We start from the raw sequence: 21,699 nt of genomic DNA, 5'->3' as shown, positions 1-21,699 counted from the left end.
AAGCGTTGGACACGCTTGCACATGACGACCGCACCAGTGCCGTCAACGCCCGCCAAACTGCAAACCGTCTTGCCCAAGTCAATTCCAAGAACCGCGATCTCAATCGGAATCCTCCTTCCTCTCCTACCGATACCCGCAACTATAGCTGCGGCTGGGTAGGAAGGCAGTTCATCCCATTATCGCACGACACCTCACCTCGGCCGACGTCTATTTCGGTCGCGGTGAAACCATCCTGGCTGAAAGAAGGCGCATCAAACAGCAGACCATCCAAAACCGCCGCTTGAACCACCAGCGTCAAGCAGCATAGCCTGAAACAGATGAGCCCGAATTCTCCGCTCCAAAATCACGCTGCCCGTTCCAAATCATTCGACGACGGACAGCGTGATCGGGGCGGGCGCACTCGTGGCTTGCGACCTCTACCGGCCCGGCACGTATGCCGGGGTCCCGGCCCGGCCTCTGCCCGAGACGAAAAGGAGCCTCGCGTGAGTTCGAAATGTGTCGTCATCGATTACGGAAGCGGAAACGTCTTCTCAGTCATGCATGCCCTACTCAGCCTCTGGGTCGAGGCCGATCTCAGCAGTGACCCGGACCGCATCCTGGCCGCCGACCGCGTGGTCCTGCCGGGCGTCGGCGCCTTCAGGCGCACCGCCGAGCGACTGCGCGGCCTCGGGTTCGACGAGACGACCAGCGCCTTCATCACCACCGGGCGGCCTTTCCTGGGGATCTGCGTCGGCATGCAGCTGCTGATGGAGGAGGGGCACGACTTCGGCACCCGTTCCGGGCTGGGCATCTTCCCCGGCACGGTCGACAAGGTCGACATCACCGAAGAGGACGGGTGCCGGCTGCGCGTGCCGCTGATCAGCTGGTACCTGATGACCCCACTACCGGGGCAGGACGCGAGCGTCTTCCGCGGCACGCCGCTGGAGGGAGCGCCTGACGGCGACGCCCATTACTTCGTCCATTCCTTCGCGGTGCGTCCCGCCGATCCAGTCGCGGTGCTGGCGACGGTCAGCCAGGCCGAGCAACCTGTGCCCGCCGCGATCCGCAAGGACAACGTCTTCGGTGTGCAGTTCCACCCCGAGCGCAGCGGCGAGGCCGGGCTAGCCCTGCTCGACCGTTTTTTGAAACTCTAACGCGAGGCCCCGAATGCCAGTGACGACATCATCGCAGGCCGGGCGAACACCGGGGCAATCCCCGGGAAATTCTCCGGGAGAGCTGCCAGGCACACGCCCGGTCATGCTGTCGGGTGTCTATCGCAGCGGCACGACCTTTCTGACGGCGGTGATCAACAGCATCCCCAATGTGGCTGCAGCCTCGTCAACGGTCAAATACCTGCGCTTCTGCCTGCCACATCACCACGGGCTGGACGATCCCGCGGCGCTGTCGCGCCTGCTGGACGAGATCGCGGCGCGGATCGGCACGCGCTGGTCGCTGACGCTGGACATCCCGGCGGTCCTCGCCGCGCTGGAGGGGCGACCGAAAACCCATGCTGCGGTCTATGACGCGGTGATGGGGTCGCTTCTGCTGACGGAGGGGGCCTCCCGCTGGGCGGAAAAGCTGGCGATGCAATGGCGCGACATCCCGCTTTTTCTCGAGATGTTCCCCGATGGCCAGGCGATCCACATATTCCGCGATCCGCGCGACGTGACCGCTTCGTACAAGAAGATGACCTACGAACCCTGGCCCGCCTTCCTCGATGCCGGACTGAACTGCAAGGCGGCGATGATCGAGCTGCCGCGGATGCAGGCGCGCTATGGCGCGGAGCGGCTGATGATCCTGCGCGCCGAGGATCTGGCGCGGGACCTGGCGGGCGAGATGGTGCGGATCTGCGACTTTCTGGGCGAGCCCTTCAGCCCCGACCTGGCTCGGGTCGAGGGGTTCGGCGACATCAAGGGCGAGGATTGGCGCACCAACTCGTCCTTCGACGAGGAGGGCCGCAACTATGCCGAGGCCGCGCCCCGCTGGGCCGGGATGCTGTCGCCTGAAGAGCTTTTCCTAGTCGAGATGATCTGCCAGCCCGAGATGGCCGGCCTCGGCTATGCCGGCAGCGGCCAGGATGTCTCGGGGCTCAACGGTGCCGCCCTGGGGGCGCTCCTGGCCGATCCCTGGATTGCCGGGCGGATCGGCACATATCTGGCCACCGGCCTGCCCGAGCAGGGCTATCGCAGCGATCCCTACCGCACCGAGATGGACATCGTCTTCGGGACCAGCCGGACGTGACCGCACGCATCCTCCGCCCCCTCTTGGCCAGCTATGGCGGCGGCCATGTGCAGATCGTCGCGGCGCTGGTGCGGGCCCTTGCGGCGCGCGGCGACTCACCCGAGGTCATCGGCTTTACCACCGCGCATGCCGAACTGCGCCGCCAGGGCATCGCGGCGCAGCCGGTCTCGGCGCTGCTCGACCCGGCGGAAGATGCCGAATGGCTGGCGCTGGCGGAGGAATTTACCGGCGCGGCCACGCATCCCGACATTCCCCCCGAGGAAACCTGCGCCTATTTCGCCCTCGGCCTGCGCGACTTGGCGCACGATCTGGGCCGCGAGGCGGCGCTGGCGCGGGTGCGCGAGACCGGCCGCACCGCGTTCGAGCCGGTCGGCGTGATGCGCCGCCACTTGCGCCGGACCCGGCCCGACATAGTCATCACCACCACCAGCCCGCGCTTCGAATGCGCCCTGCAAAAGGCCGCGCGGCTGGAGGGCATCCCCGGCCTCGCAGTGGGCGATCTCTTTCTGGTCAAGGACCGCGCCTGGATCCTTCAGGAGGGCTATGCGCCGCATCTGGCCGTGCTGTCGGGCGAGGTGGCGCGCGCGCTCGTGGCCGACGGTTTCCCCGAAAGCGGCATCCGCGTCACCGGCAACCCGGCGTTCGACCGCCTTGCCCCCGGCTCCGGGGATGCCGCACGGCGCGCGGCCCTGCGGGCGCGGCTGGGACTGGCGGACAGGACCGTGATCCTCTTTCCTGCCCCCGGCGCGCAGATGTCGATGATCGGCCGACCCTTCCTCGAACTGGCCGACGTGGTCGCGGCCCTGGAGGATTTCTGCCGCGCCGATCCGCGTCACGCCTACCTGATCCGGCAGCATCCCAACCGGCCGATGGCCCTGCCCGAGGGCGTCCGGCACGGCATGCTGGACGATGGCGGCCTGCTCGGCCCCGAGGACGCGATTCTGGTATCGGACATCGTCTGCGTCGAGGCCAGCACCATGGGATTGCAGGCGGCGCTGACCGGAAAGCCGGTGATCTGTGTTGGCTTTGCCGATTATCTGCTCTATCCGGGGTTCGGCCTCGGGCAGGCCGCGTCGGACATGGACGAGGCCATGGGGATACTGCGGGCGGGTCAGGCGGATGCGGCCCCGGAATTCGATATGCCCCCGCTGGGTGACGCTACCTCCAATGTCCTGGCCTATGTGGACGACATCCTTTCACGGCATGCCGATAAAGTTTTACCCAATCAGACCGACGGAGAGCCAAAATGACCGGGATCGAAGACCCCCGCGCCGCCTACTGGAACGAGACCTACCGCAAATACTGGCAGGAACGTGTGGCCGAAGCCGGGGCCGGGGCGGAATCGCAGGTTCAGAAGGGCGATGCGCGCACCGAGGGCGACTGGGTCTATGAGCGGGTCTTTGCGGCGCATCCCTTCCGGCCGGGTCGGGTTCTGGATGTGGGCTGTGCCTGGGGGCGGATGTTCCCGATCTACCGCGATCACGGGCTGGCAGTGTCGGGCGTGGACATATCTCAGGCGATGATCGAGGCCGCGCGCGAGGGCCATGCCGGGCGCGAGGGCATCGAGACGCTGGAAGTGGCCACCGCCGAGACGCTGCCCTTTGCCGATGCCAGCTTTGACAACCTCGTCTGCATTGCGGTCTTCGACGCCACCTACCAGCACTTGGCGGCGGCCGAATTCCTGCGCGTGCTCCGGCCCGGCGGACGGCTTTACCTTACCGGCAAGAACGACCGCTACGCCGCCGATGACGCCCTGGCGCTGGCCGCCGAGAAGGGCGCGCGCGGCAAGGGCCATCCGAACTATTTCACCGATGTCCCGGCGATGCGCGCAGCGCTGGCCGGTGCCGGCTGCCGCGAGGTGGCCACCTACGGTTTCGCCCGGCGAGGTGATTTCGCCGCATTTCACCATTCGACCACGCTCGATGCGCCCTTCTACGAATGGTTCCTGGTCCTTGAGGGGCCCGAGGTGCTGCACAAGCCTGACTTCGCGCCCTTCTCCTCGGACCATTCCCGCACCTTCCGCGACCTAGAGGCCCGTTCATGACTGCCGCCGTCCATTTCCTGCACGCCATCGACACCGAGGGCCCACTTTATGAAACCCTCGAGGCCAGTTTCGAACGGCTAGACGAGCTGTTCGGCATCGCGCATCTGCCGCGCACCCGCGATACCCTGCGCCAGTTGCAGGAAGGCAGTATCGACCTAGGCGGCAAGCAGGATGAGATCCGCCAGCTCTTGCGCGGGCACCGCATCAACTACATGGACAATTGGCCCAAGGTCGACGCGATGCTCGACCGGGTTATGGATCCGGAATTCCGCCAGAGCCGCCCGGACAGTTTCGGACAGGGCTGGGTCTACAACTGGTTTTGCCTCGATCATGTCGAGTTCCGGGTCAACCCGCGGCGCCGGGCGATGGGCTATCATGCGATCCACGACCATTACCTGCAGCGCATCGCCGAACAGCCAGATTGCCCGGACGAGATCCAGTGGCATTTCCACCCGATGTCGACCTATCGCGAGGCGCATCGCTGTGCCACGTCCTTCGTCAACTCGCCGCACCTGCACGAAACGCTGGCACGGCGGATCATCGAACGGGGCTTCTTCCCGTCGGTCTTTCGCGCCGGGTTCCAGACCGAGCGGCCCGACAGCAACCTCTTCCTGGAGCAATGGCTGCCCTTCGACATCTCAAACACCGCGCTCGATCCGCGGCAAGCCTGGACCGATTCCATCGACCTGCGCAACGGCCGCTCGGGCGACTGGCGCCGGGCGCGTCACGACTGGACGCCCTATCACCCGCATCACGACAATTACCAGCTGGAGGGAGGTTGCCGGCGCTGGATCGGGCGCGCGCTGAACCTGATGAACCGCTTTGCCAACCTGGAATATTTCGAGATCGAAAAGGCCTTTGCCCAGGCCGCCGAGGGCCGGCCGGCGCTGGTCGGCATGGCCAGCCACGATTTCCGCGATCTCGGCCCCGAGGTGGAAGAGGTGCGCGACATGATCGATCGGGCGCGCCGCGCCTATCCGGATGTGCCCTACCGCTTCTGCCGGGCCACCGAGGCGTTCCAGCGCACGCTGGATCTGCCCATCGACGAAACCCCGCCGCTGGACCTATCGCTGGATCTCGATGCCGCCCCGGCGGACGACGTTCCCAACCTCACCGTCCGCACCCTGGCCGGCAAGGTCTTCGGGCCGCAGCCGTTCCTGGCGATCGAGACGCGTGGGCAGCGCTTCATCCATGACAATTTCGATTTCGACACCGAGGACGGAACTTGGTTCTATGCCTTCCACAGCGACACGCTGCCCTTCGACGATGTACGCCGGATCGGCGTGGGTTCCAATGACGCACTTGGCCGGACCTGCGTGAAGACCCTCGACATCGCCCCGTGACCGGAACCCGCGCCATGCAAGCAAAAGGCCTGCCGCTGAAGCTGTCCCGACACCATTTCATGCCGGTGCTCGTCCTGGCGCTGTTCAACGGCCTGCATCTCGGCGGGCTCAAGACCTTCGAGTGTTGATTTCCGTTAGGAACTGAGCCGGGTCAGTTCAGGATGGAAATCAACAGCCTGTCCCGTCCCGATTTTGGCCATCATCTTTTCGTGCTGGATGAAATCGTACGCCAAAGGATGATCCAGAATGGTCGTTCCTCTGATGAGGTGACGATTACTGGCAATCCGGCCTTCGATACTCTACTTGACCCGGCTCTTATCGATGCGGGACGTCGCCTTCGCGCAGAACGCGGACGGGGCGAACAGGATCGTGTTGTCATCCTCTCGGCCAGTATACCCGAACCCGAGCGGCATCCGTTCACAGGCGAACCCGCCAACCCAGAATAGCCTTGCCGGGTCGAAGAGGAGTTACGCCGTGCCGTGCAGGCCGATCCACGGCTGGAACTTGTGATCCGCCGCCATCCAAGTGAGGATCAATCCATCCTCACAGCCGACCGTATCTCGGCAAGTCCGCGAGCCGATGACGTAAACATGGTGATTCATGCTGTCGATCTAGTGGTGGTTACCTGCTCCACCGTTGGTCTTCAGGACTATCTGGTTGGTGTTCCGCTGATCAGTGTCGAAGGATCAGTCTTCGCCAAAGACGCGCCCTATGGCGACTATGGAATGGCGATCCCGGTTGCCGATTTCTCACGGCGTGGCACAGCGGTCACGGGTATGATCGATGGGCTGAGGCGAAGAAAAGACAGCGGCACGAAGCAAGTGTGTTTCGGCGTGCAATTTTGATGAGGTGGACGGCCCCTGACCCAACCGTGGCGCGCTTTGCCGCCGCGGTTCATGATCAGGGTTCCAATTTAGGGAGGTTCCACCATGTCTGATGTGATCGTGACGGTCGGGCTCGACCTTGCGAAGAATGTGTTTCAGGTCCACGGCGTCGATGCTGACGGTAGAGTTTGTGTTCGCCGCAAGCTGCGGCGTGCCGAGGTTCTGGCATTCTTTGGCGAACTATCACCATGTCTTGTCAGGATGGAGGCTTGCGCATCGTCGCATTTCTGGGTGCGCGAGATTGCGGGGCTCGGTCACGAGGTGAAGCTGATGCCTCTGGCTTACGTCAAGCCATACGTCAAACGGGGGAAGACCGACGCCTCGGATGCAGAAGCCATTTGCGAGGCCGTGACGCGACCGACCATGCGATTTGTGGCGGTGAAGAGCGAGGAACAACAAGCGGTACTGATGTTGCACAAAACGCGGGAACTTCTTGTCAGGCAGAGGACGATGCAGACCAATGCACTCAGGGCCCATCTCGCGGAATTGGGCATCGTTGCAGCCCAAGGCGTCGACGGGCTGAGCAGCTTAAAGGCGCACTTCCATCGGGTGATCGGATCGCTGCCGGGACATGCCGTAGGGGCTCTTCAAGCCTTGCTCCGAATGGCAGATGGGCTTGTCGAAGAGATCGAAAGGCTTGAGAGCCGTATCTTGGATTGGCACCGAACCAACGATGCCAGCCATCGGCTTGCTACTATCCCGGGCGTTGGCCCGATCATAGCCAGCGCCATCGCGGCCAATGTGCCAGATGCGAGCCTCTTCAAGACTGCCAGACAGTTCGCGGCGTGGCTGGGGCTGACGCCGAGGGCCAATTCCAGCGGCGGTAAGGAGAGGCAGATGGGCATCAGCAAACAGGGCGATGCCTATATCCGCCGACTGCTCGTCTCAGGTGCGAGTGCCGTAATGCGCTTCACGCGTCAGGGCGATCCCGGCAAAGCATGGCTGGCGGGGATAAAGGAGCGTAAGCGGCCCAAGGTCGCTGCGGTCGCTCAGGCGAATAAAACCGCGCGCATCGCTTGGGCAATTTTGCGAAGAAACGAAGTATTCGTAGCTCGATCCGCCTGACGGAGGTGCGAGACAGACAAAACTGAATGCGTCGAGACTGAGGAAAGATGACAAACCGGTCGAACCGGGGATCAGAACACCCCAGGGGGTCAAGGCGTCAAATCGAACGCGTAATTTTGATTGGGATCTGATCTGCGGACTTCATCTGGGCCAGCGGCTCTATCGCACCAACAGGCCGTAGACATGACTGCTTTCGGCATAGGCTCGTCAAATTTCCAGCTTGCGCATCAGGGGCCGTCCAGACATGGAACCCTGATCATGAACCGCGGCGGCAAAGCGCGCCACGGTTGGGTCAGGGGCCGTCCACCTCATCAAAATTGGGCGCCGATAAGGGGTCAGTTTTGCACGCCGATTGACAAAGCAAGAGCGGCAAAGCGCGACAAACCGCATAGCCGATGCCATAATGGCCGGGTTGAAAGGAAAGTGGGGCAAGAGTGATGCCTAGGTTCAGATCGCCCTTACATGCGTGTGTTCTAGACGCAGCCTTGGTTGACAGGGGCTAAAGTTATGACTTTCGCACTGCCGGATATCCGAATTTCGACCCTATTGGTCGTCGCGGCAATACTTCCGCTCCTGCTTTCCGTGATGCTGGGACTCAAGACCTTCGAAATCTGGTCCCAAATAACCTACATGTGGGAAGCGGACGCAAATCCCCTAGTCGAACTTGCGCAGATTAACCCCCATTCCTTGCGATATATGCTGCTCTACCTTGTCCTTGTGACGGCGGAGTTCATGGGATGGCATCACGATACGCTGTTTTCCTATATACTTGTGGGCCTCTGCTTTTTCACGGTCAGAAACCTAGTTCGGACCGTCGCGATCACCGCAAATACCGATCACGTCTCTTACCTTGTGCAAATAGGCTGTGCTGCAATTGTCGTGATCCTTTTCTACCTGATGAATGGCAGGATCGGATTTGCCTTCCTTGGCTATTCCATCCTTCTTCTGATTGTGGCGCGCCACTACTATCAGCGACGCTTTGACGCTTTCTCCGCCGTTTCGGCGCTGGTGGGTTTGGGCCTTAGTTCGGTCAGTAGCGGTACGCTGATTTCTGCGGTGCTTTGCCTTGTCATTGCGCTGTATTTTGAAGTTATCCGGTCCTTCCAGCGTGTCTCGCTGACCAGGACGGCACTGTTTGCCTTACTGTCCTGCCTCGTGCTGGGTGTGCTATTTTTCCGTTTCTTCCTAGTTGGGATAAACAAGAACATCGCTTTTTATGGCGGCGGTGGCGATGGGTTTTTGCGCATGCTTGAACATGGTGCTGGGCGTTCGATTTATCCAGCGCTGAGTGCCGTTGGGTTGCCGACCGTTGTGGCCTTGGCCTTAGCAATGGCCGTGCTTTTCGCAATGCTCCTTTATCGTCTCCGACAGTCATTCATGTTGCATATCCTGCTCGCCGCGATGGTTTGCGGGGCCTTTGGATTTTCAACTCTGTCCTTGGCGGCGCTGCCAGTGCTGGTTGTGGCCTCGGCTTTGCTGATCTCTCGCGTGCCAGATCGCCGTCTATGGCCTGCCTCCGACTACAGGCTGTTCACCCCGCCTGAGGAAGCGACATAAGCCGTTCGACAATCAGGAAATCAAGCTGCGTGTCGATGTCGACAGATCGCTCTTCCGGCATCACATGCACTTGGGTGTTTTCCAGAAAAAGCAGGTCGTTTTCCAGAAGAGCCTTGCGCGTCCAAACATAGACTGACCCGTTTATGTCAAAGCATTTCGGGGAATCCTGTCGCCGCACAACCTGCTGGCCGAGTGTCTTGGAAAGGTGGGGCACCCCGCCTTCACCTAATTCGACCATGTTGAAATAGGGTGATTTTCGAGACGGTGTCACGGAAAACAAGTTGGACGCCCCCGACACAACAAGACTGTTCACCGATGCAACGATATCATCAACGGACCTCAACGGAGATGTCGCATCAAGGTCGACAACAATGTCACACTCCCTTCCAAACCGGCCTTCAGCCTCGATCATCGCATGTCGGATTGCAGGTATTTTCGGGGCGTGGTCATTTGCCAATTCATCCGGGCGACGGATCACCTCATCCGCTCCAAACCGCGCCGCGACGGATAGAATATCCTCATCATCGCTGCTGACATAAATAAGATCAAAGAGGCCGCTTTTCCTTGCCTGTGCGATGGAATACGCGATCAGTGGCTGACCATGCAGGTCCCGGATGTTTTTCCCCGGCACTCCTTTGGACCCGCCTCTCGCGCAGATGGAACAAAACCTGATCATTTATTCTACCACCCTTCGAAACGTCGATATTCCATCTCTGGCATTCTGGCGCCGCTCTACCAGTGTTTCCCCATGCAAGGTGAAACGCATCATTCGCTATCGATCTGCAACCGCCTTAAGGCCCGCAATGGCCCAAGATTGACGACCAGTAGCACAACACCTGCAACCAAGGCCAAGCCGACACCTCCCCAATGCCCGATCCGGTCGCCGAGATAAGTCAGGATCAAGCCGAATGGAATGATCACGCCCCCACATCGCACGATCAGCCAAATCAGCGTCCAAAGCCGCAGGGCTGAAGGTATGCGCCATCCGAACAGACAAGAAAGATAGGTGACTGCCAGCATGGAATTGTAGGTCGAAAGACCAATTGCAGCTAAGGCAAGGTAGTTGGAAGCCGACCAGCGCTGTACGACAAAGGCCCCTATACCACATAGACACAAAAGCATGATCGCCCAAATCGCCACCAGATCAACCCGCCCCTTTGCACTCAATGCCGCCGCGCCCAGCTGAACCACGCACAGTCCCGGCAGGCCCAGCATCAGAATGGCAGTCACCTGAGCAACCTGTTCCACGTCCGCCTCGCCCATCGCACCATAGCCATAGACGGATTGCGCAACGGGTAGGGCAAAGACGTATGCAACGCAGGCCGCAGAAAGCGCCAGTGCCACCCCCGCATGGATGGCAGTCAGAAGCGCATCTTCAAACTGCGATGCCTGCGCTGCGGCGGTCATGGCAGCAAGTTTCGGGATCATCACTATCACAACCGGTGCAATCAAGATTGCGGAAGGCAATTCAAAAAGCTTCAGCGCAAAACTAAAAAGGGCGAGATTGCCTTCACCAGTCGCCGCAGAAAGCGTGCGAAAAACCACGGGTGCTGCGACCGTGATGCCAAGGCCCAAAACCCCAAGGAAAAACCGTTTCGCAAAATCGAATCTCAAAGGCGTGATCACGTGCGCTTGGGCCTTGAAACGCGACATGCGCAAGACGGGCCCCATGAATGCCAGATGCAGTCCGAACCGCAGCATTGACGCCAGAAGGATGGCCAAGGCAAATCCCACGAGCCCATGGGCAGGCCGATGTTGCCCCAGAAGATAAAAGCAAAGCGTTACGTTGAAGAGAAGAACCGAAAGGCTTGGCACAGCAAACCGCCCGATCGAATTCAAATAGGCCGCTGCCACGCCGATCACCCCCACGATGGGCAAAGCAATCAGGCTCAGCCGGAAGGCAAGGTCCAGTTGCGGCAATGTCCCCTCTTCCAAGGTGGGCGCCAACAGGCCCATCGCGAATTGCGGAACCGACGCAAGCACACCAGCCAGCACCAGAAAACCAAGACCGATTAACAATGCTGTACGATGGACCAGCGCAATCCGCGCATCGCCTTCGGCTTGCTTGATCGCCGGGATCAGGACAGCATTGAAACCGCCCGCCAACAGCAAGCCCACCATAAGATCCGGCAAAGTCAGCAGCACGATTGCTGCATCCGCCATCGCTGTCGGGCCAAAGCTCGCCGCAAGTAGTGTTTCGCGCACAAAACCGGACAGACGGCCGAGCAGAAGGACAAAACTGACCAGAGCCGAGGCAAAAAGAACCGATTTCATCAAAGCACCGCCACCAACCCCTACCTTGGGCATCCAGTCCCTTGTAAACTCCAACCCAAAGCGCGCAAGCGCGAAACCCGTTATTTCGTGGTTCACACATGCTTATTCACTACGTATCGGGCAGCCGTGCCGATTTCGGCTTGATGGAGAAAACGCTGATAGGACTGTCTGGTCTGCCAGAACTGCAGATTTATGTCGTGGTAACGGGTCAACATCTGCTGCCAACCTATGGCAACACGATCAAGGATATCCTTGCCTCCGGCTTACCCTTGGCGGGTCAGATACCGGTCGCCCTTTCAGGGGCTGACGGGGCAGAGATGGGCCGGGCGCTTGCCACTGAACTTGTGGGTTTTTTGGACCTTTGGTCGAAGGATAGACCTGATCTCGTCTTGGTGTTGGGCGATCGCGGGGAAATGTTGGCCGCCACCTTGGCTGCTGTCCATCTTGGCATCCCCGTCGGCCATCTCCACGGTGGTGAACTCTCTGGCACCCTCGACGAAAGTTTTCGCCATGCGATTTCGAAATTGGCGCATTTCCATTTTGCTGCGAACGAAGAGTCTGCTGAACGCCTTCGCCGGATGGGTGAAAGGCCCGAACACATCTGGGTCGTTGGCGCGCCAGGGCTTGTCGGCCTTGCCGATGGCATCAGGCACGATGACGGATGGCTGGCCCGAACCCTGCCCTTGCGTCCTGGTCAATACCATCGCGCGCTCGTCGTCTTTCATCCTGTGGTGCAAGAGGCCGCATCCGCTGCGCAGCAAATCGAAACCCTGCTAGAGACGCTAAACAACGAAGGCTGTGCGGCCCTGGTGCTGCGCCCGAACTCCGATGCCGGCGGGGCCTCGATCAACGCCTATCTCGACAGGATGCAGGCTGAAGGTTGGCTGACGGTGATCGACCATTTCAATCGTGAATCCTATCTCGCCGCCTTGGCGCAGGCCGATGCGCTTGTCGGCAACAGTTCCTCGGGCATCATTGAAAGCGCGTCCTTGGGCACCCCTTGCCTTAACCTTGGTTCCCGGCAGAATGGCCGCCTGCGCAACGGGAATGTCGTGGATTGCGCGGAATTCAACATACCGGCCATCAGTCAGGCCCTTCGGCGTACGCTTGCGATGAAAGGCCCGTTTGAAAACCTCTATGGTGATGGCAGAACTATCGAACGCCTTGGAGCCGTGCTCCCTTCCCTGCCGCTTGATCAGGCTGTATTGGCCAAGCGCAACGCGTACTGAGATGTCTGAACAGTGAGTGAATGATGGTTCCGTCTACCGATATCCCCAAGTCCGTCGCAGGCGATGGCTTGATGCGTCTGACCGATGTCGTCCTTGCCTTCGTGCTTCTGGTGCTGACGGCCATTCCCATGCTGATGATTGCGATGCTTATCTTTCTCGACGATGGTCGCCCGATCATGTTCCGCCAGACACGCGTGGGGCAGGGCGGACGCCATTTCATGATCTTCAAATTTCGAACGATGACCCATGATAGGAACCGCGCGACCGGTACCTTTACTGGGGCGGTCACGACCGAGGATCGACAGAAATTCGAAACCACGATTTCCGGCGATCCGCGTATCACGCGGATCGGGCGGGTGCTTCGGCCACTTCACATGGACGAACTTCCGCAGATGCTGAACGTATTGTCTGGGGATATGTCGCTTGTGGGCGTGCGCCCTGACGTGCCCGTGCAACAGGCTGATTACAGCCCACAAGAATGGGTAGATCGGCATGTCCTGCGACCGGGTATCACGGGACTTGCCCAAATTGATGGAACCGTCGATAGCATGGCCGCCCGCACAGCGCGCGATTTGCAATGGGTGCAGACCCGCTCCTTTGGTCTTTATCTGTCGATCCTATTTCGAACCTTCGGAAAGGTGCTGAAACGCAATAGCCTATAATGGATCACGTCACTAACGGACATGATCCATAACCAACATTTCGTCCTTCTCCACCCCCCGCTTCAGGGCCAGACCCAGGAATACCTCCAGCCTGTCAGGGCTAATTCCAGTGCCGGGGCGTTTGGCCACCAGATCATCCTCTGACAGCACATGCCCTTGCGGCAGCGCCCTGCAGAAAACAAGGCTCTTGCGTGCTACGGCGCGCACCCCTTCCTCTGAAGCGACAGCGCGTTTCACGCCATCGCCAAGTCCTGCTTCCACTGCCCGGATCACCGAAACCATCTCGGCGAATTGATCCGGTTCGATTGAGGCGGCATGATCTGGACCCTCCAATGCACGATCTAGCGTGAAATGCTTTTCCAACACCGCCATGCCAAGCGCGCGCGCAGCGATCGCAGCAAATGGCCCGATCGTGTGATCGGAAAATCCGACCGGCCGCCCAAAAACCGCGCTCAAGGCAGGAATGACCCGAAGGTTCTGCTCTTCAATCCGTGCCGGATAGTTGGAGACGCATTGCAGTATAATGATGTCGTCACAGCCAGACTTGGCGAGTTGGTCGACGGCCACCGAGATTTCAGTCACGCTTCCCATGCCAGTGGACAGCATGACCGGCAGTCCGCTCCGCGCCGCCAGTCGCAATAAGGGCAGATTATTCAACTCTCCCGACGGCCATTTCAGGCAGGCAGGGCCAAGAGCGATCACCGTTTCTAGGCTGTGCGCGTCGAACGCGGTCGACATGAAATCGATGCCGACCGTTTTGCAATGGCGATGCAGTGCGGCAAACGCCTCGGTTGGCAACTCCAACCGACGCAGCATTTCGGCTTGCGAACCCCTTCCGGTCGTTTCGGTCTGATAATCGGCCTTCTGGGCCGACGCCGTCACCAGATCGTCAGTGCGAAAGGTCTGAAATTTTACCGCATCCGCGCCTGCCAGCTTTGCGGCATCAATCATCCTGTGGGCCAGATTGACATCGCCATTATGGTTCACGCCAATCTCGGCAATGATATAGCAGGGATCTTCAGCCGACACCCGGCGCGGTCCCAGCGTTGCATATGGCACAGCCATCACGCGCCCTCCTTCTTCGCCTCAATGAGGCGCACCACATCATTAATCCTGTCTCGGGCCAGAACGCGGTTTGCCTCCAAAGTCATGGGATCTGCCCGCTGGAACCCCTCATAAATCGTGCGCAGCGCATCAACCTCGGCTCGGAAATCCATGATCTGCATTAATTCATCCAGCGTGGCAGTACCGCGATGAAAGGTCCGCGAAAGGATCGCCGCATCCGATCCAAGCCGCACATGTTCGCCAAGTAAAATCTCGGGGCTGACAATGCCTTCGCGCGCGCGCGCGACTCCACCGATGCCAAAGGATACACCCGCCGCCCGCATTGCGGCGCAGGCCACTTCCAGCTGTCCATTGGCAATAGGCTGAAACATGAAGGACAGCTTCATATCAAGGTGAAGGTCGTTCAACCCGATATGGATGCGGGTCAGAGGCACCCGTTCCACCATGTTTGGAATGGCATCCAGCGCCGACTTCGTTTCGATCAATGGGACCGCTTCAGCCCGACCGGCCAGACAATCGACGAAATGCGCCACCTCATCCACAGTCCGGATCATAGGCAGCATCACGCTATCCGCACCCCGCGCCAAAGCGTCATCCACTTCGGCTGCCGTGCCGTCATGGGGTGGGTTAACCCGAACCAGAAGATGGGCATCCGGTACGGCCTCGCGCAACCGCGACACATCGGCCGGCGTTTGCCGGCTTTTCCACGTGTCCAGCCCCTTCTGGCGGCTATCCTTTCCCATCCACTCCAGATCAACAAACAGACGGTCAACCCCGTTCTGCGCCACAAATCGCGCGATCTCGGAATCGTTCACGATCATAAGGAACTGCATCAGGTGAACCCCACCTCGGCGGGATTGGGTGATCTTGCCTGATCAAGCCAATCAGGATCACGGTCCACGAAAAGCCGATACCACAATTCCAAGGAATAAATTGCCCTCAGTTGTCGCGTGTAGTTTGCGGTCCCGACCACGTGCGCGTCGATCATCGCCTTCACCACGTGCGTGTCGACGATCCCCCGCGCTTCCAGCCGACCGCTCAACAACATGTCTCGACAACTTCCGGCCAGAGCCTGACGGAACCATTCACCTACCGGAACGGTGAACATCTGCTTCTTACGCCATGTCAGGGCCGACCCGAGAAGCGGCTCTACAGCCTTCTTCATCACCCATTTCGTTTCGCCGTCGTTCAGCTTCATCTCACCCGGAACGGTGAAGGCGAACTCTGCCATACGATAGTCAAGAAAGGGCGACCGCACCTCCAATGAATTGGCCATCGCCATGCGATCCGGCTTCACAAGGTTGTTGCCGGGCAAAAGCGTGACGGTTTCGGCAAAGAGCACACGATTGATCGGGTCCATATGTCCGACTTTGCGAATCTCGGATGAGAGCGCGCGGTAAGGATCGTCATCCCCAAAGGCCTCACCCAATGCTCCGGACAATAGTTCTGACGCCTCAGTCCCCTGCAAAAGACCCGATTGACGAACAAAGGCATCCTCCCATCCGACCTTTAGATGATCGGTTCGGCCGCCGGGAAATACCTGAAGATACTTCTCGTATCCGCCGAACAGTTCGTCTCCGCCGTCCCCGGTCAACACCATTTTGACTTGCTTCACCGCCGCGCTGGAAACTTGGAAGGTCGGAATGAAGGACACGTCTCCATGCGGCTGGTCGCAATGATAGATGAAAAGCGGCCAGAGCGACGCGCTTTGCGGATCGGATAAGTTTCGTTCATGCAGCGTGCCAAAGCGCCGAGCGGCGTCCAAAGCATAGGCACTTTCGTCAAAACGCGGATCGTCGAAACCAACCGAGAAGGTGTGCAGGCCGCTGGGTTTGTAGAGGCTCATGAATCCCACGACGGAAGAGCTGTCCAACCCACCCGAAAGGAACGCGCCGAAGGGGGCATCCGACCGCATCCTGATGCGCGTTGCGTCATCCAACAACCGCAATAGCCCCGCTTGTGCCTCGGCCGGTGACATATCCGGTTCAGCCGATAGCCTCGAAAGGTCCCAATAACGCGTGATCGATAGGCCCGACGCGTCAACCCGCGCCATGTGACCGGGAGGTAGATGTGCAATCCCGGAAAACATCGTATCTGGCTGCGGCACGTAGTTCAGCGCGAAAAATTGCGCCAGCGCCGACATGTTCGGCGCATAATCCCGACCATTTCTCAAGATCGCCTTGATCTCTGAAGCAAACCACAAACGCCCGTCCTTTGGCCCCCCGGCAATAAACAGCGGCTTAACCCCGAGACGGTCACGATAAAGGTACAGGCGTCCAGCTGCGCCATCATATACCGCGATCGCGAACATGCCGTTCAACCGCGTCACGAAATCCGGCCCCCAAGCCTCGAAAGCGCGCAGGATAACTTCGGTATCCCCGGTGGTGTGGAACCTGTGCCCCTGCTTCTGCAACTCTTCGCGCAGTTCGATAAAATTGAAGATCTCGCCGTTCTGCACGACGAAGGTCCTACCATCCTCGGAAACAAGCGGTTGGTTGCTTGCCTCGCTGAGATCAAGGATCGACAGTCGGCAATTGCCAACCACCGCCGTCTCATCCGCGTGGTAGCCCGTTGCATCAGGGCCGCGATGACGGATGCTGCCTGCCATGGATTGGATCACTGAAGGATCGACCGGCCCACGCCCAAAACTGAACTGTCCAAAAATTCCGCACATCCCGCCCAGTTTCCTATTCTTCTGAAACGATCTGACGCACGGCTTCGATCACCCGGTCTTGATCCACAACCGACAAAGAACTCCCCGAAGGCAGGCACAGCGACCGCAGGAAAAGCCCCGGTGACACCGCCATTACAGGATCATGCGGCACGAATTCCATTCCATGGCAAAGCGGCTGCATATGCATCGGCTTCCATGCCGGGCGTGTTTCGATTCCATGTGCCCGAAGCCGCCGCATGAATTGATAGGGGTGCCTTGCGATCCGGTCCGGGTCTAGATCGATCACGGTCAACCAGCGGGTTCCATGGCCACCCGCCAAGTCGCCTTGAAACCTGATGCCGGGAATGTCACGAAACCCGTCTTGATACCGCGCGAAAACAGCACGACGCCTCGCCACTCGGTCAGGAAGATGGCCCAATTGGGCAATTCCGATCCCGGCCAGAATGTTCGACATTCTATAATTATAGGCAATCTGGCTGTGCTGGTAATGCTCAGCAGTGTCTCGCCCCTGTTGTGACAGGTTTCGCGCCTTCTCCACCAAATCGCCACGATCCGAAACAAGCGCCCCACCACCCGATGTGGTGATGATCTTGTTGCCGTTGAAGGAAAAGACGCTCAGCAGGCCATGCGCTCCGCTTGGACGATTGCGATAGGTTGCGCCAAGGCTTTCGGCTGCATCCTCGATGATCGGCACGCCATAGCGATCTGCCAGCGCCACGATTGAATCCATATCGGCCGATTGGCCATAAAGATGCACAACAATAATCGCCGAGGGAAGCTGCCCTTGCACCGCGTCAATCTCTAACTTTCGACCAAGTGCGACGGGAGACATGTTCCAACCCTCAGGCTCGGCATCGATCAGCACAGGTATCGCACCTTCGTAGAGGATCGGCTGCAGGGACGCGATGAAGGTCAGATCTGATACATAGACACGTTCTCCGGCCCCAATGCCCAGAACCCGCAAAGCCAGGTGCAGACCCGCGCTTCCCGATGATAGGGCCAGCGCGTGCTGCCGTCCGCTGACGGCTTTCAGACCTTCCTCGAACCGGGCAAGATGCGGCCCCGCCGGAGCAACCCAGTTCTCGTCAAAGGCCTGTTGAATAAACACGACCTCCGCCGTTCCCATATGCGGCGGCGATAGAAGGATTAGGTTTTCCAGTGTCGTGCGTGCAATCACATCCACTGGGGCTCCGGCCTTGTCGACGATCACCACGGCATTGATGGAATGGCTCCGCATCGCCTGCAAAAGTGGTTCTCGCGGCGTGCCCTCTGGAAAGGTGATTGGCTCTTTGCCGGGCAGGTTGCCGATGTGGCTGTCTAAAGTCGCACCCCCCAAAAGGGCGCGGCGGACATCACCATCCGTCAAGGTGCGTATGACCTTTCCGGATGTGTCTGTTGCCACGCAAAGTTTTGTCTGTGACCGATCCAGCACCCGCATTGCCTCGCGGATCGTCGTATTGGCCGTAACTGTTTCCATGTCTATTGCCGATCCTGTCCTTCTGGCGCGTCAAGCCAGATCACAATCACCTTCGATCTGCCATGCGCACCGGGAGACGCACAGGGCGCGTAAATCGCCGCCTCCTGCATCCGATAGCGTCATACCCCTATCTGCGACCGCTTGCCATCGCTCTCACGGGCTGGTGGCGAACAACACGCTCAAGCCATCGCACCCGCAGCGTGTTAGCGGCGTTCGTCAAGGCAGCCCTCTCACGCTCGCTGCAGGATGTTCACATCCAGTGAAACCATCCGGCGCAGGTCTTCAAGGTTCGAACGTCGTGTCCGACCCGGAGCAGTGACAGCCACGACCAAAGGAACATATCCGTCCATTCCACGCAGGACAGTACCTGCCCATGTCGCGCTGCAAGCGATGATCATGGGGCCAGTAGTCCCCGCGGTATTCTTGTCGCGTTGCGCCAGAATTTCCCGGAAATGCAGGCTGAAGTCGAAACTTTCGGACGGATACTGCACCTCGGTCCCATCCGCTTGCCGATGTACCAGTAGCGTACCATGGCCATGAATTGCCGTCCCGACCGAGGTAGACGCCTCGCTAGGCAAGGGTAATCCAATGGCGATTACGGTAGCGCCCGGCCCGCCGATGGAAGCACGGTTGGCCATCCATAACGCGGCAGGAAGGGATGAAAGGGCTGCATCGGTCGCCACCAAAACGGCCAGACCCGATCCCCTGGCGCGGAACGCGACCATGATCTCGGTCGCGTCCGGTTCGGTGATGGCATACCCGTCCCGCGATTGGCCGTTAGTGCCGAAGACACGGCCGCCGGTGTCTTGCCCCCCTTCAACAGAGGCAGACGCAAGGCGTCCTATTGTGCGCGCTGCATGAATGCGCCCAGAGGAAACCCCAAGCACGCCGGCCAAGAGCGTCCCAAATACAAGGCCCATCACGCCAAACACGGCCCAAGCAGGCGCACCCTTGGGGGCAGGACTTAATGGCACATTCGCCTCTTGCACCAAGGTCAGGACAGGTTTGGACACCCCTAGAAGGGCGTCGATGTTGAACGCCTCCACCAAAAGGTCATGCCGTCCGCGCGCAATAGCAAGGTCGCTCCTGCGTGCGTCGATCAAGCTTGCGTCCGCATTCTCGCGGATGGCCGTGCTTAGTTCCGTCAGCGCTGTGTCGCGGATCAGAGAGGCCTCTCCGATGGCTGCCGTTGCACGGTTCATCCAATCGGATGCCTCGTCCACCCGCGCCGCCGTCAGCTCGTCCATCGCCTTGCGCGCTGTCGCATTCGCCAGTTCGGCCGCAGCCCGTGCCAAAGGATGCGTTGCCAGCACTTCGATCATCCCGGCCGAGGTCCGAGAGATACGGATCGCCTTTCGATAGACATCACGGAACGCCGCCATCGCGGCCGCGCTATCCGAAGCGCTTTCTCCGACAAGTTCAGGAAGAATATCGGAGCGGATGGTGGCAAAGACCTTGTCCACGAACTGGAATCCCAGCAATCGCTCGACGACAGGATCACCGATGGAAACCGTGGCGCTCGTGATCGGATCAAAATGATCAAAGACCGCGCGGGTCTGGAAAACTGTTTCCGGCTGTTCGCGGAAACCAAACCCTACCCCCAGCAGCACGCACAGGCCAATAATCCAACTCTTGGCCCAGATCGCCAGAAAAAGCTCGGACAAGTCTACGACATCGTCCTCGCGACCGGAAGAATTCGCGTTCGCCATCTTACTGTTTCACTCGCTACTAGACGCTACACACACTTAACAAAGAAGCATCGGACCGCGCTACAACACTGCACAATCGTCCCGCCATTCCCACGGCGCATAGCCTTATCACATTCAGGGTCCTGGTGAAGGCATTCGCGACCCGATGTCTTCAAAAACAGTATTCTGTGCTGCAAACGCCGCCCAAGCCACTAGGCGCGCACTCTACGATGACTGCTGGTGGTTACGAATACGTAACCCGTCCTCTTACTGTCGCCCTGTCCGAAAGATGCGAAAAGCCCTTCGGCCGGAAGATCGTTGAAGAATGATCGCGTCCAGCGCAGCCACGCGACGCAGCGCTTCAAGAGTAGATCGCTTTGTTCGTCCCAATTCTGTAACGGCAATAACAAAGGGTGCCCGTGTCGCCAACCCGCGCAGAACGGGGCCGGCCCATTCAGCAGTACAGCAAATAATTACTTGTTCAGGTGCCTTAGACCGATGGCCTTTCATGATCTCATCAATGTGCAGGCTGAAGTCGAACGCGTTCGTAGGACAAAGAACCTCTGTCGCGTTGGACATTCGGGTCACCGAAAATACTCCGCTTTCGCCTTCAACTGTCCCGGTTGCTCCTTGCCTTTCACCCTCGATGCGATGGCCAAACGCTATGATGATTGACCCTTTGTCATCCGCTGACGCGCGTCTCGCCAGCCAAAGACCTGCAGGTAGGGCGGAAATTGCCTTATCCGTCGCAATAACAACGGCCAAGTTCGTGGCTCTATCCCGATAAGTCACCATGATCTCAGTCGCGGCCGGTTCAGCAATGCGATAGCCAGCAGATGAACCGGGCGCCCTTTCTGCCCCTTCGTCCTGCGCTTCCTGTTCTGCATTCACTGTTGCATCGGCAAGACGTCGCATCGTCTGCGCCGCATATATGCGCCCCGACGCTACTCCCATCAACCCGGAAAGCAACGTGCCAAAGACAAGTCCGAGGGACCCAAAGACGACAGATGGCGCAAGCCCCATCGGGATAGGTTCGGCTGGAACGCTTGCCTCTTGCACCATCGTCAAGACAGGGCGCGCGTTTACCATCAAGGCTTTCGCCTCAACTCCGTAGGTCTGAACAAGAAGATCGTGCCGAGCGCGCGCGAGGGCATGGTCCCTTTCGCGTGCTTCAACCACGCGGTCGTTCTTACCCTCTCGAAGCGCATCGTTCAGTGCCGATTGTGCCCTGTCTCGCTGAATTGCTGCTTCTGCAATTTCGGCGCTGGCTTTGGCAACCCAAGCGATAGCAAGATCATCTTGCGATCCTGCAAGCACCCTGATGGCCGTTTGCGCCGTCACATTTGCCAATTCTGCCGCGAATACTCCGGATGGATGCGTTGCCACGATATCAATCAATTCATCCGTCGTTCGGGAAAACCGGACGGATTGCCAGAAAACGGATCGAAACATATCCCGTTCGGCCATACGATCCTGCGGGGCAAGGTTTGGGCCGAGGCTGTGTGGAAACTGCTCTG

At 59.5% G+C, this 21,699-nt stretch carries 20 protein-coding genes; 12 read left to right on the top strand and 8 right to left on the bottom strand.

Translation table 11 applies throughout. The features are described from left to right. The first annotated feature begins 482 nt into the window (after window positions 1-482). The 10 genes from hisH (at window position 483) to QF092_RS14235 (ending at window position 9,113) form a co-directional block, all read left to right on the top strand. A complete protein-coding gene (gene hisH, locus QF092_RS14280; RefSeq protein ID WP_281464772.1) occupies window positions 483-1,133 on the top strand; it encodes an imidazole glycerol phosphate synthase subunit HisH in 651 nt (216 codons plus the stop codon). Window positions 1,134-1,236: 103 nt separating this feature from the next. Continuing rightward, complete coding sequence (locus QF092_RS14275; protein WP_281464770.1) at window positions 1,237-2,220, top strand: sulfotransferase; 984 nt, start codon at window positions 1,237-1,239, stop codon at window positions 2,218-2,220. Then, window positions 2,217-3,470 (top strand): hypothetical protein, encoded by a 1,254-nt coding sequence (locus QF092_RS14270; protein WP_281464768.1) that lies wholly within the window; start codon window positions 2,217-2,219, stop codon window positions 3,468-3,470. Before QF092_RS14275 ends, QF092_RS14270 begins: the two co-directional genes overlap by 4 nt. Then, window positions 3,467-4,264 carry a class I SAM-dependent methyltransferase gene (locus QF092_RS14265; RefSeq protein WP_281464767.1) on the top strand — a complete coding sequence of 266 codons (798 nt, stop codon included), beginning with the start codon at window positions 3,467-3,469 and terminating at the stop codon, window positions 4,262-4,264. Before QF092_RS14270 ends, QF092_RS14265 begins: the two co-directional genes overlap by 4 nt. After that, entirely contained in the window at window positions 4,261-5,607 is a 1,347-nt protein-coding gene (locus tag QF092_RS14260) for a hypothetical protein (RefSeq protein ID WP_281464765.1), read from the top strand. The genes QF092_RS14265 and QF092_RS14260 overlap by 4 nt, the downstream gene beginning before the upstream one ends. Continuing rightward, window positions 5,604-5,735, top strand: coding sequence for a hypothetical protein (locus QF092_RS14255; RefSeq protein ID WP_281464763.1), 132 nt, complete (start codon window positions 5,604-5,606; stop codon window positions 5,733-5,735). The genes QF092_RS14260 and QF092_RS14255 overlap by 4 nt, the downstream gene beginning before the upstream one ends. Before the next feature lie 33 nt (window positions 5,736-5,768). Continuing rightward, complete coding sequence (locus QF092_RS14250; RefSeq protein ID WP_281464761.1) at window positions 5,769-6,053, top strand: hypothetical protein; 285 nt, start codon at window positions 5,769-5,771, stop codon at window positions 6,051-6,053. Between the two features lie 33 nt (window positions 6,054-6,086). Continuing rightward, entirely contained in the window at window positions 6,087-6,452 is a 366-nt protein-coding gene (locus tag QF092_RS14245; protein ID WP_281464760.1) for a hypothetical protein, read from the top strand. 84 nt (window positions 6,453-6,536) lie between these two features. Beyond that, a complete protein-coding gene (locus QF092_RS14240; RefSeq protein WP_281464758.1) occupies window positions 6,537-7,556 on the top strand; it encodes an IS110 family RNA-guided transposase in 1,020 nt (339 codons plus the stop codon). 507 nt (window positions 7,557-8,063) lie between these two features. Further along, window positions 8,064-9,113, top strand: coding sequence for an LTA synthase family protein (locus QF092_RS14235; RefSeq protein WP_281464756.1), 1,050 nt, complete (start codon window positions 8,064-8,066; stop codon window positions 9,111-9,113). On the opposite strand, the gene QF092_RS14230 is transcribed toward QF092_RS14235, so the two are convergent. Both QF092_RS14230 and QF092_RS14225 read right to left on the bottom strand, forming a co-directional pair. Further along, a complete protein-coding gene (locus QF092_RS14230; protein ID WP_420026466.1) occupies window positions 9,088-9,789 on the bottom strand; it encodes an acylneuraminate cytidylyltransferase family protein in 702 nt (233 codons plus the stop codon). The genes QF092_RS14235 and QF092_RS14230 overlap by 26 nt on opposite strands. 89 nt (window positions 9,790-9,878) lie before the next feature. After that, window positions 9,879-11,387: a lipid II flippase MurJ gene (locus tag QF092_RS14225; RefSeq protein ID WP_281464751.1), complete on the bottom strand. Its 1,509-nt coding sequence runs from the start codon at window positions 11,385-11,387 to the stop codon at window positions 9,879-9,881. Window positions 11,388-11,485: 98 nt separating this feature from the next. Here QF092_RS14225 and neuC point away from each other — a divergent pair, with 98 nt between their 5' ends. Both neuC and QF092_RS14215 read left to right on the top strand, forming a co-directional pair. Further along, window positions 11,486-12,616 (top strand): UDP-N-acetylglucosamine 2-epimerase, encoded by a 1,131-nt coding sequence (neuC, locus tag QF092_RS14220; RefSeq protein WP_337250643.1) that lies wholly within the window; start codon window positions 11,486-11,488, stop codon window positions 12,614-12,616. A 20-nt stretch (window positions 12,617-12,636) separates the two neighbouring features. Beyond that, window positions 12,637-13,278 carry a sugar transferase gene (locus QF092_RS14215; protein WP_281464749.1) on the top strand — a complete coding sequence of 214 codons (642 nt, stop codon included), beginning with the start codon at window positions 12,637-12,639 and terminating at the stop codon, window positions 13,276-13,278. A 12-nt stretch (window positions 13,279-13,290) separates the two neighbouring features. Here the strand turns inward: QF092_RS14215 and neuB are convergent, their stop codons facing one another. The 6 genes from neuB to QF092_RS14185 form a co-directional block, all read right to left on the bottom strand. Next, a complete protein-coding gene (neuB, locus tag QF092_RS14210; RefSeq protein WP_281470016.1) occupies window positions 13,291-14,343 on the bottom strand; it encodes an N-acetylneuraminate synthase in 1,053 nt (350 codons plus the stop codon). After that, window positions 14,343-15,176 carry an aldolase/citrate lyase family protein gene (locus tag QF092_RS14205; protein ID WP_281464747.1) on the bottom strand — a complete coding sequence of 278 codons (834 nt, stop codon included), beginning with the start codon at window positions 15,174-15,176 and terminating at the stop codon, window positions 14,343-14,345. The genes neuB and QF092_RS14205 overlap by 1 nt, the downstream gene beginning before the upstream one ends. Next, on the bottom strand, window positions 15,176-17,017 hold the full coding sequence (asnB, locus tag QF092_RS14200) for an asparagine synthase (glutamine-hydrolyzing) (RefSeq protein WP_281464745.1): 1,842 nt from the start codon (window positions 17,015-17,017) through the stop codon (window positions 15,176-15,178). Before asnB ends, QF092_RS14205 begins: the two co-directional genes overlap by 1 nt. Before the next feature lie 13 nt (window positions 17,018-17,030). Further along, window positions 17,031-18,494 carry a DegT/DnrJ/EryC1/StrS family aminotransferase gene (locus tag QF092_RS14195; protein WP_281464743.1) on the bottom strand — a complete coding sequence of 488 codons (1,464 nt, stop codon included), beginning with the start codon at window positions 18,492-18,494 and terminating at the stop codon, window positions 17,031-17,033. A gap of 230 nt (window positions 18,495-18,724) precedes the next feature. Next, complete coding sequence (locus QF092_RS14190) at window positions 18,725-20,203, bottom strand: hypothetical protein (protein ID WP_281464741.1); 1,479 nt, start codon at window positions 20,201-20,203, stop codon at window positions 18,725-18,727. A 246-nt stretch (window positions 20,204-20,449) separates the two neighbouring features. Next, the gene (locus QF092_RS14185) at window positions 20,450-21,649 is read right to left on the bottom strand and encodes a hypothetical protein (RefSeq protein ID WP_281464739.1); all 1,200 of its coding nucleotides are present in this window, start codon (window positions 21,647-21,649) and stop codon (window positions 20,450-20,452) included. Window positions 21,650-21,699: the final 50 nt, after the last annotated feature.

It is taken from the genome of Fuscovulum ytuae (genome assembly GCF_029953595.1).
GTDB classification, from domain to species: Bacteria; Pseudomonadota; Alphaproteobacteria; order Rhodobacterales; family Rhodobacteraceae; genus Paragemmobacter; species Paragemmobacter ytuae.
This window is presented reverse-complemented; position numbering and strand designations above follow the sequence as displayed.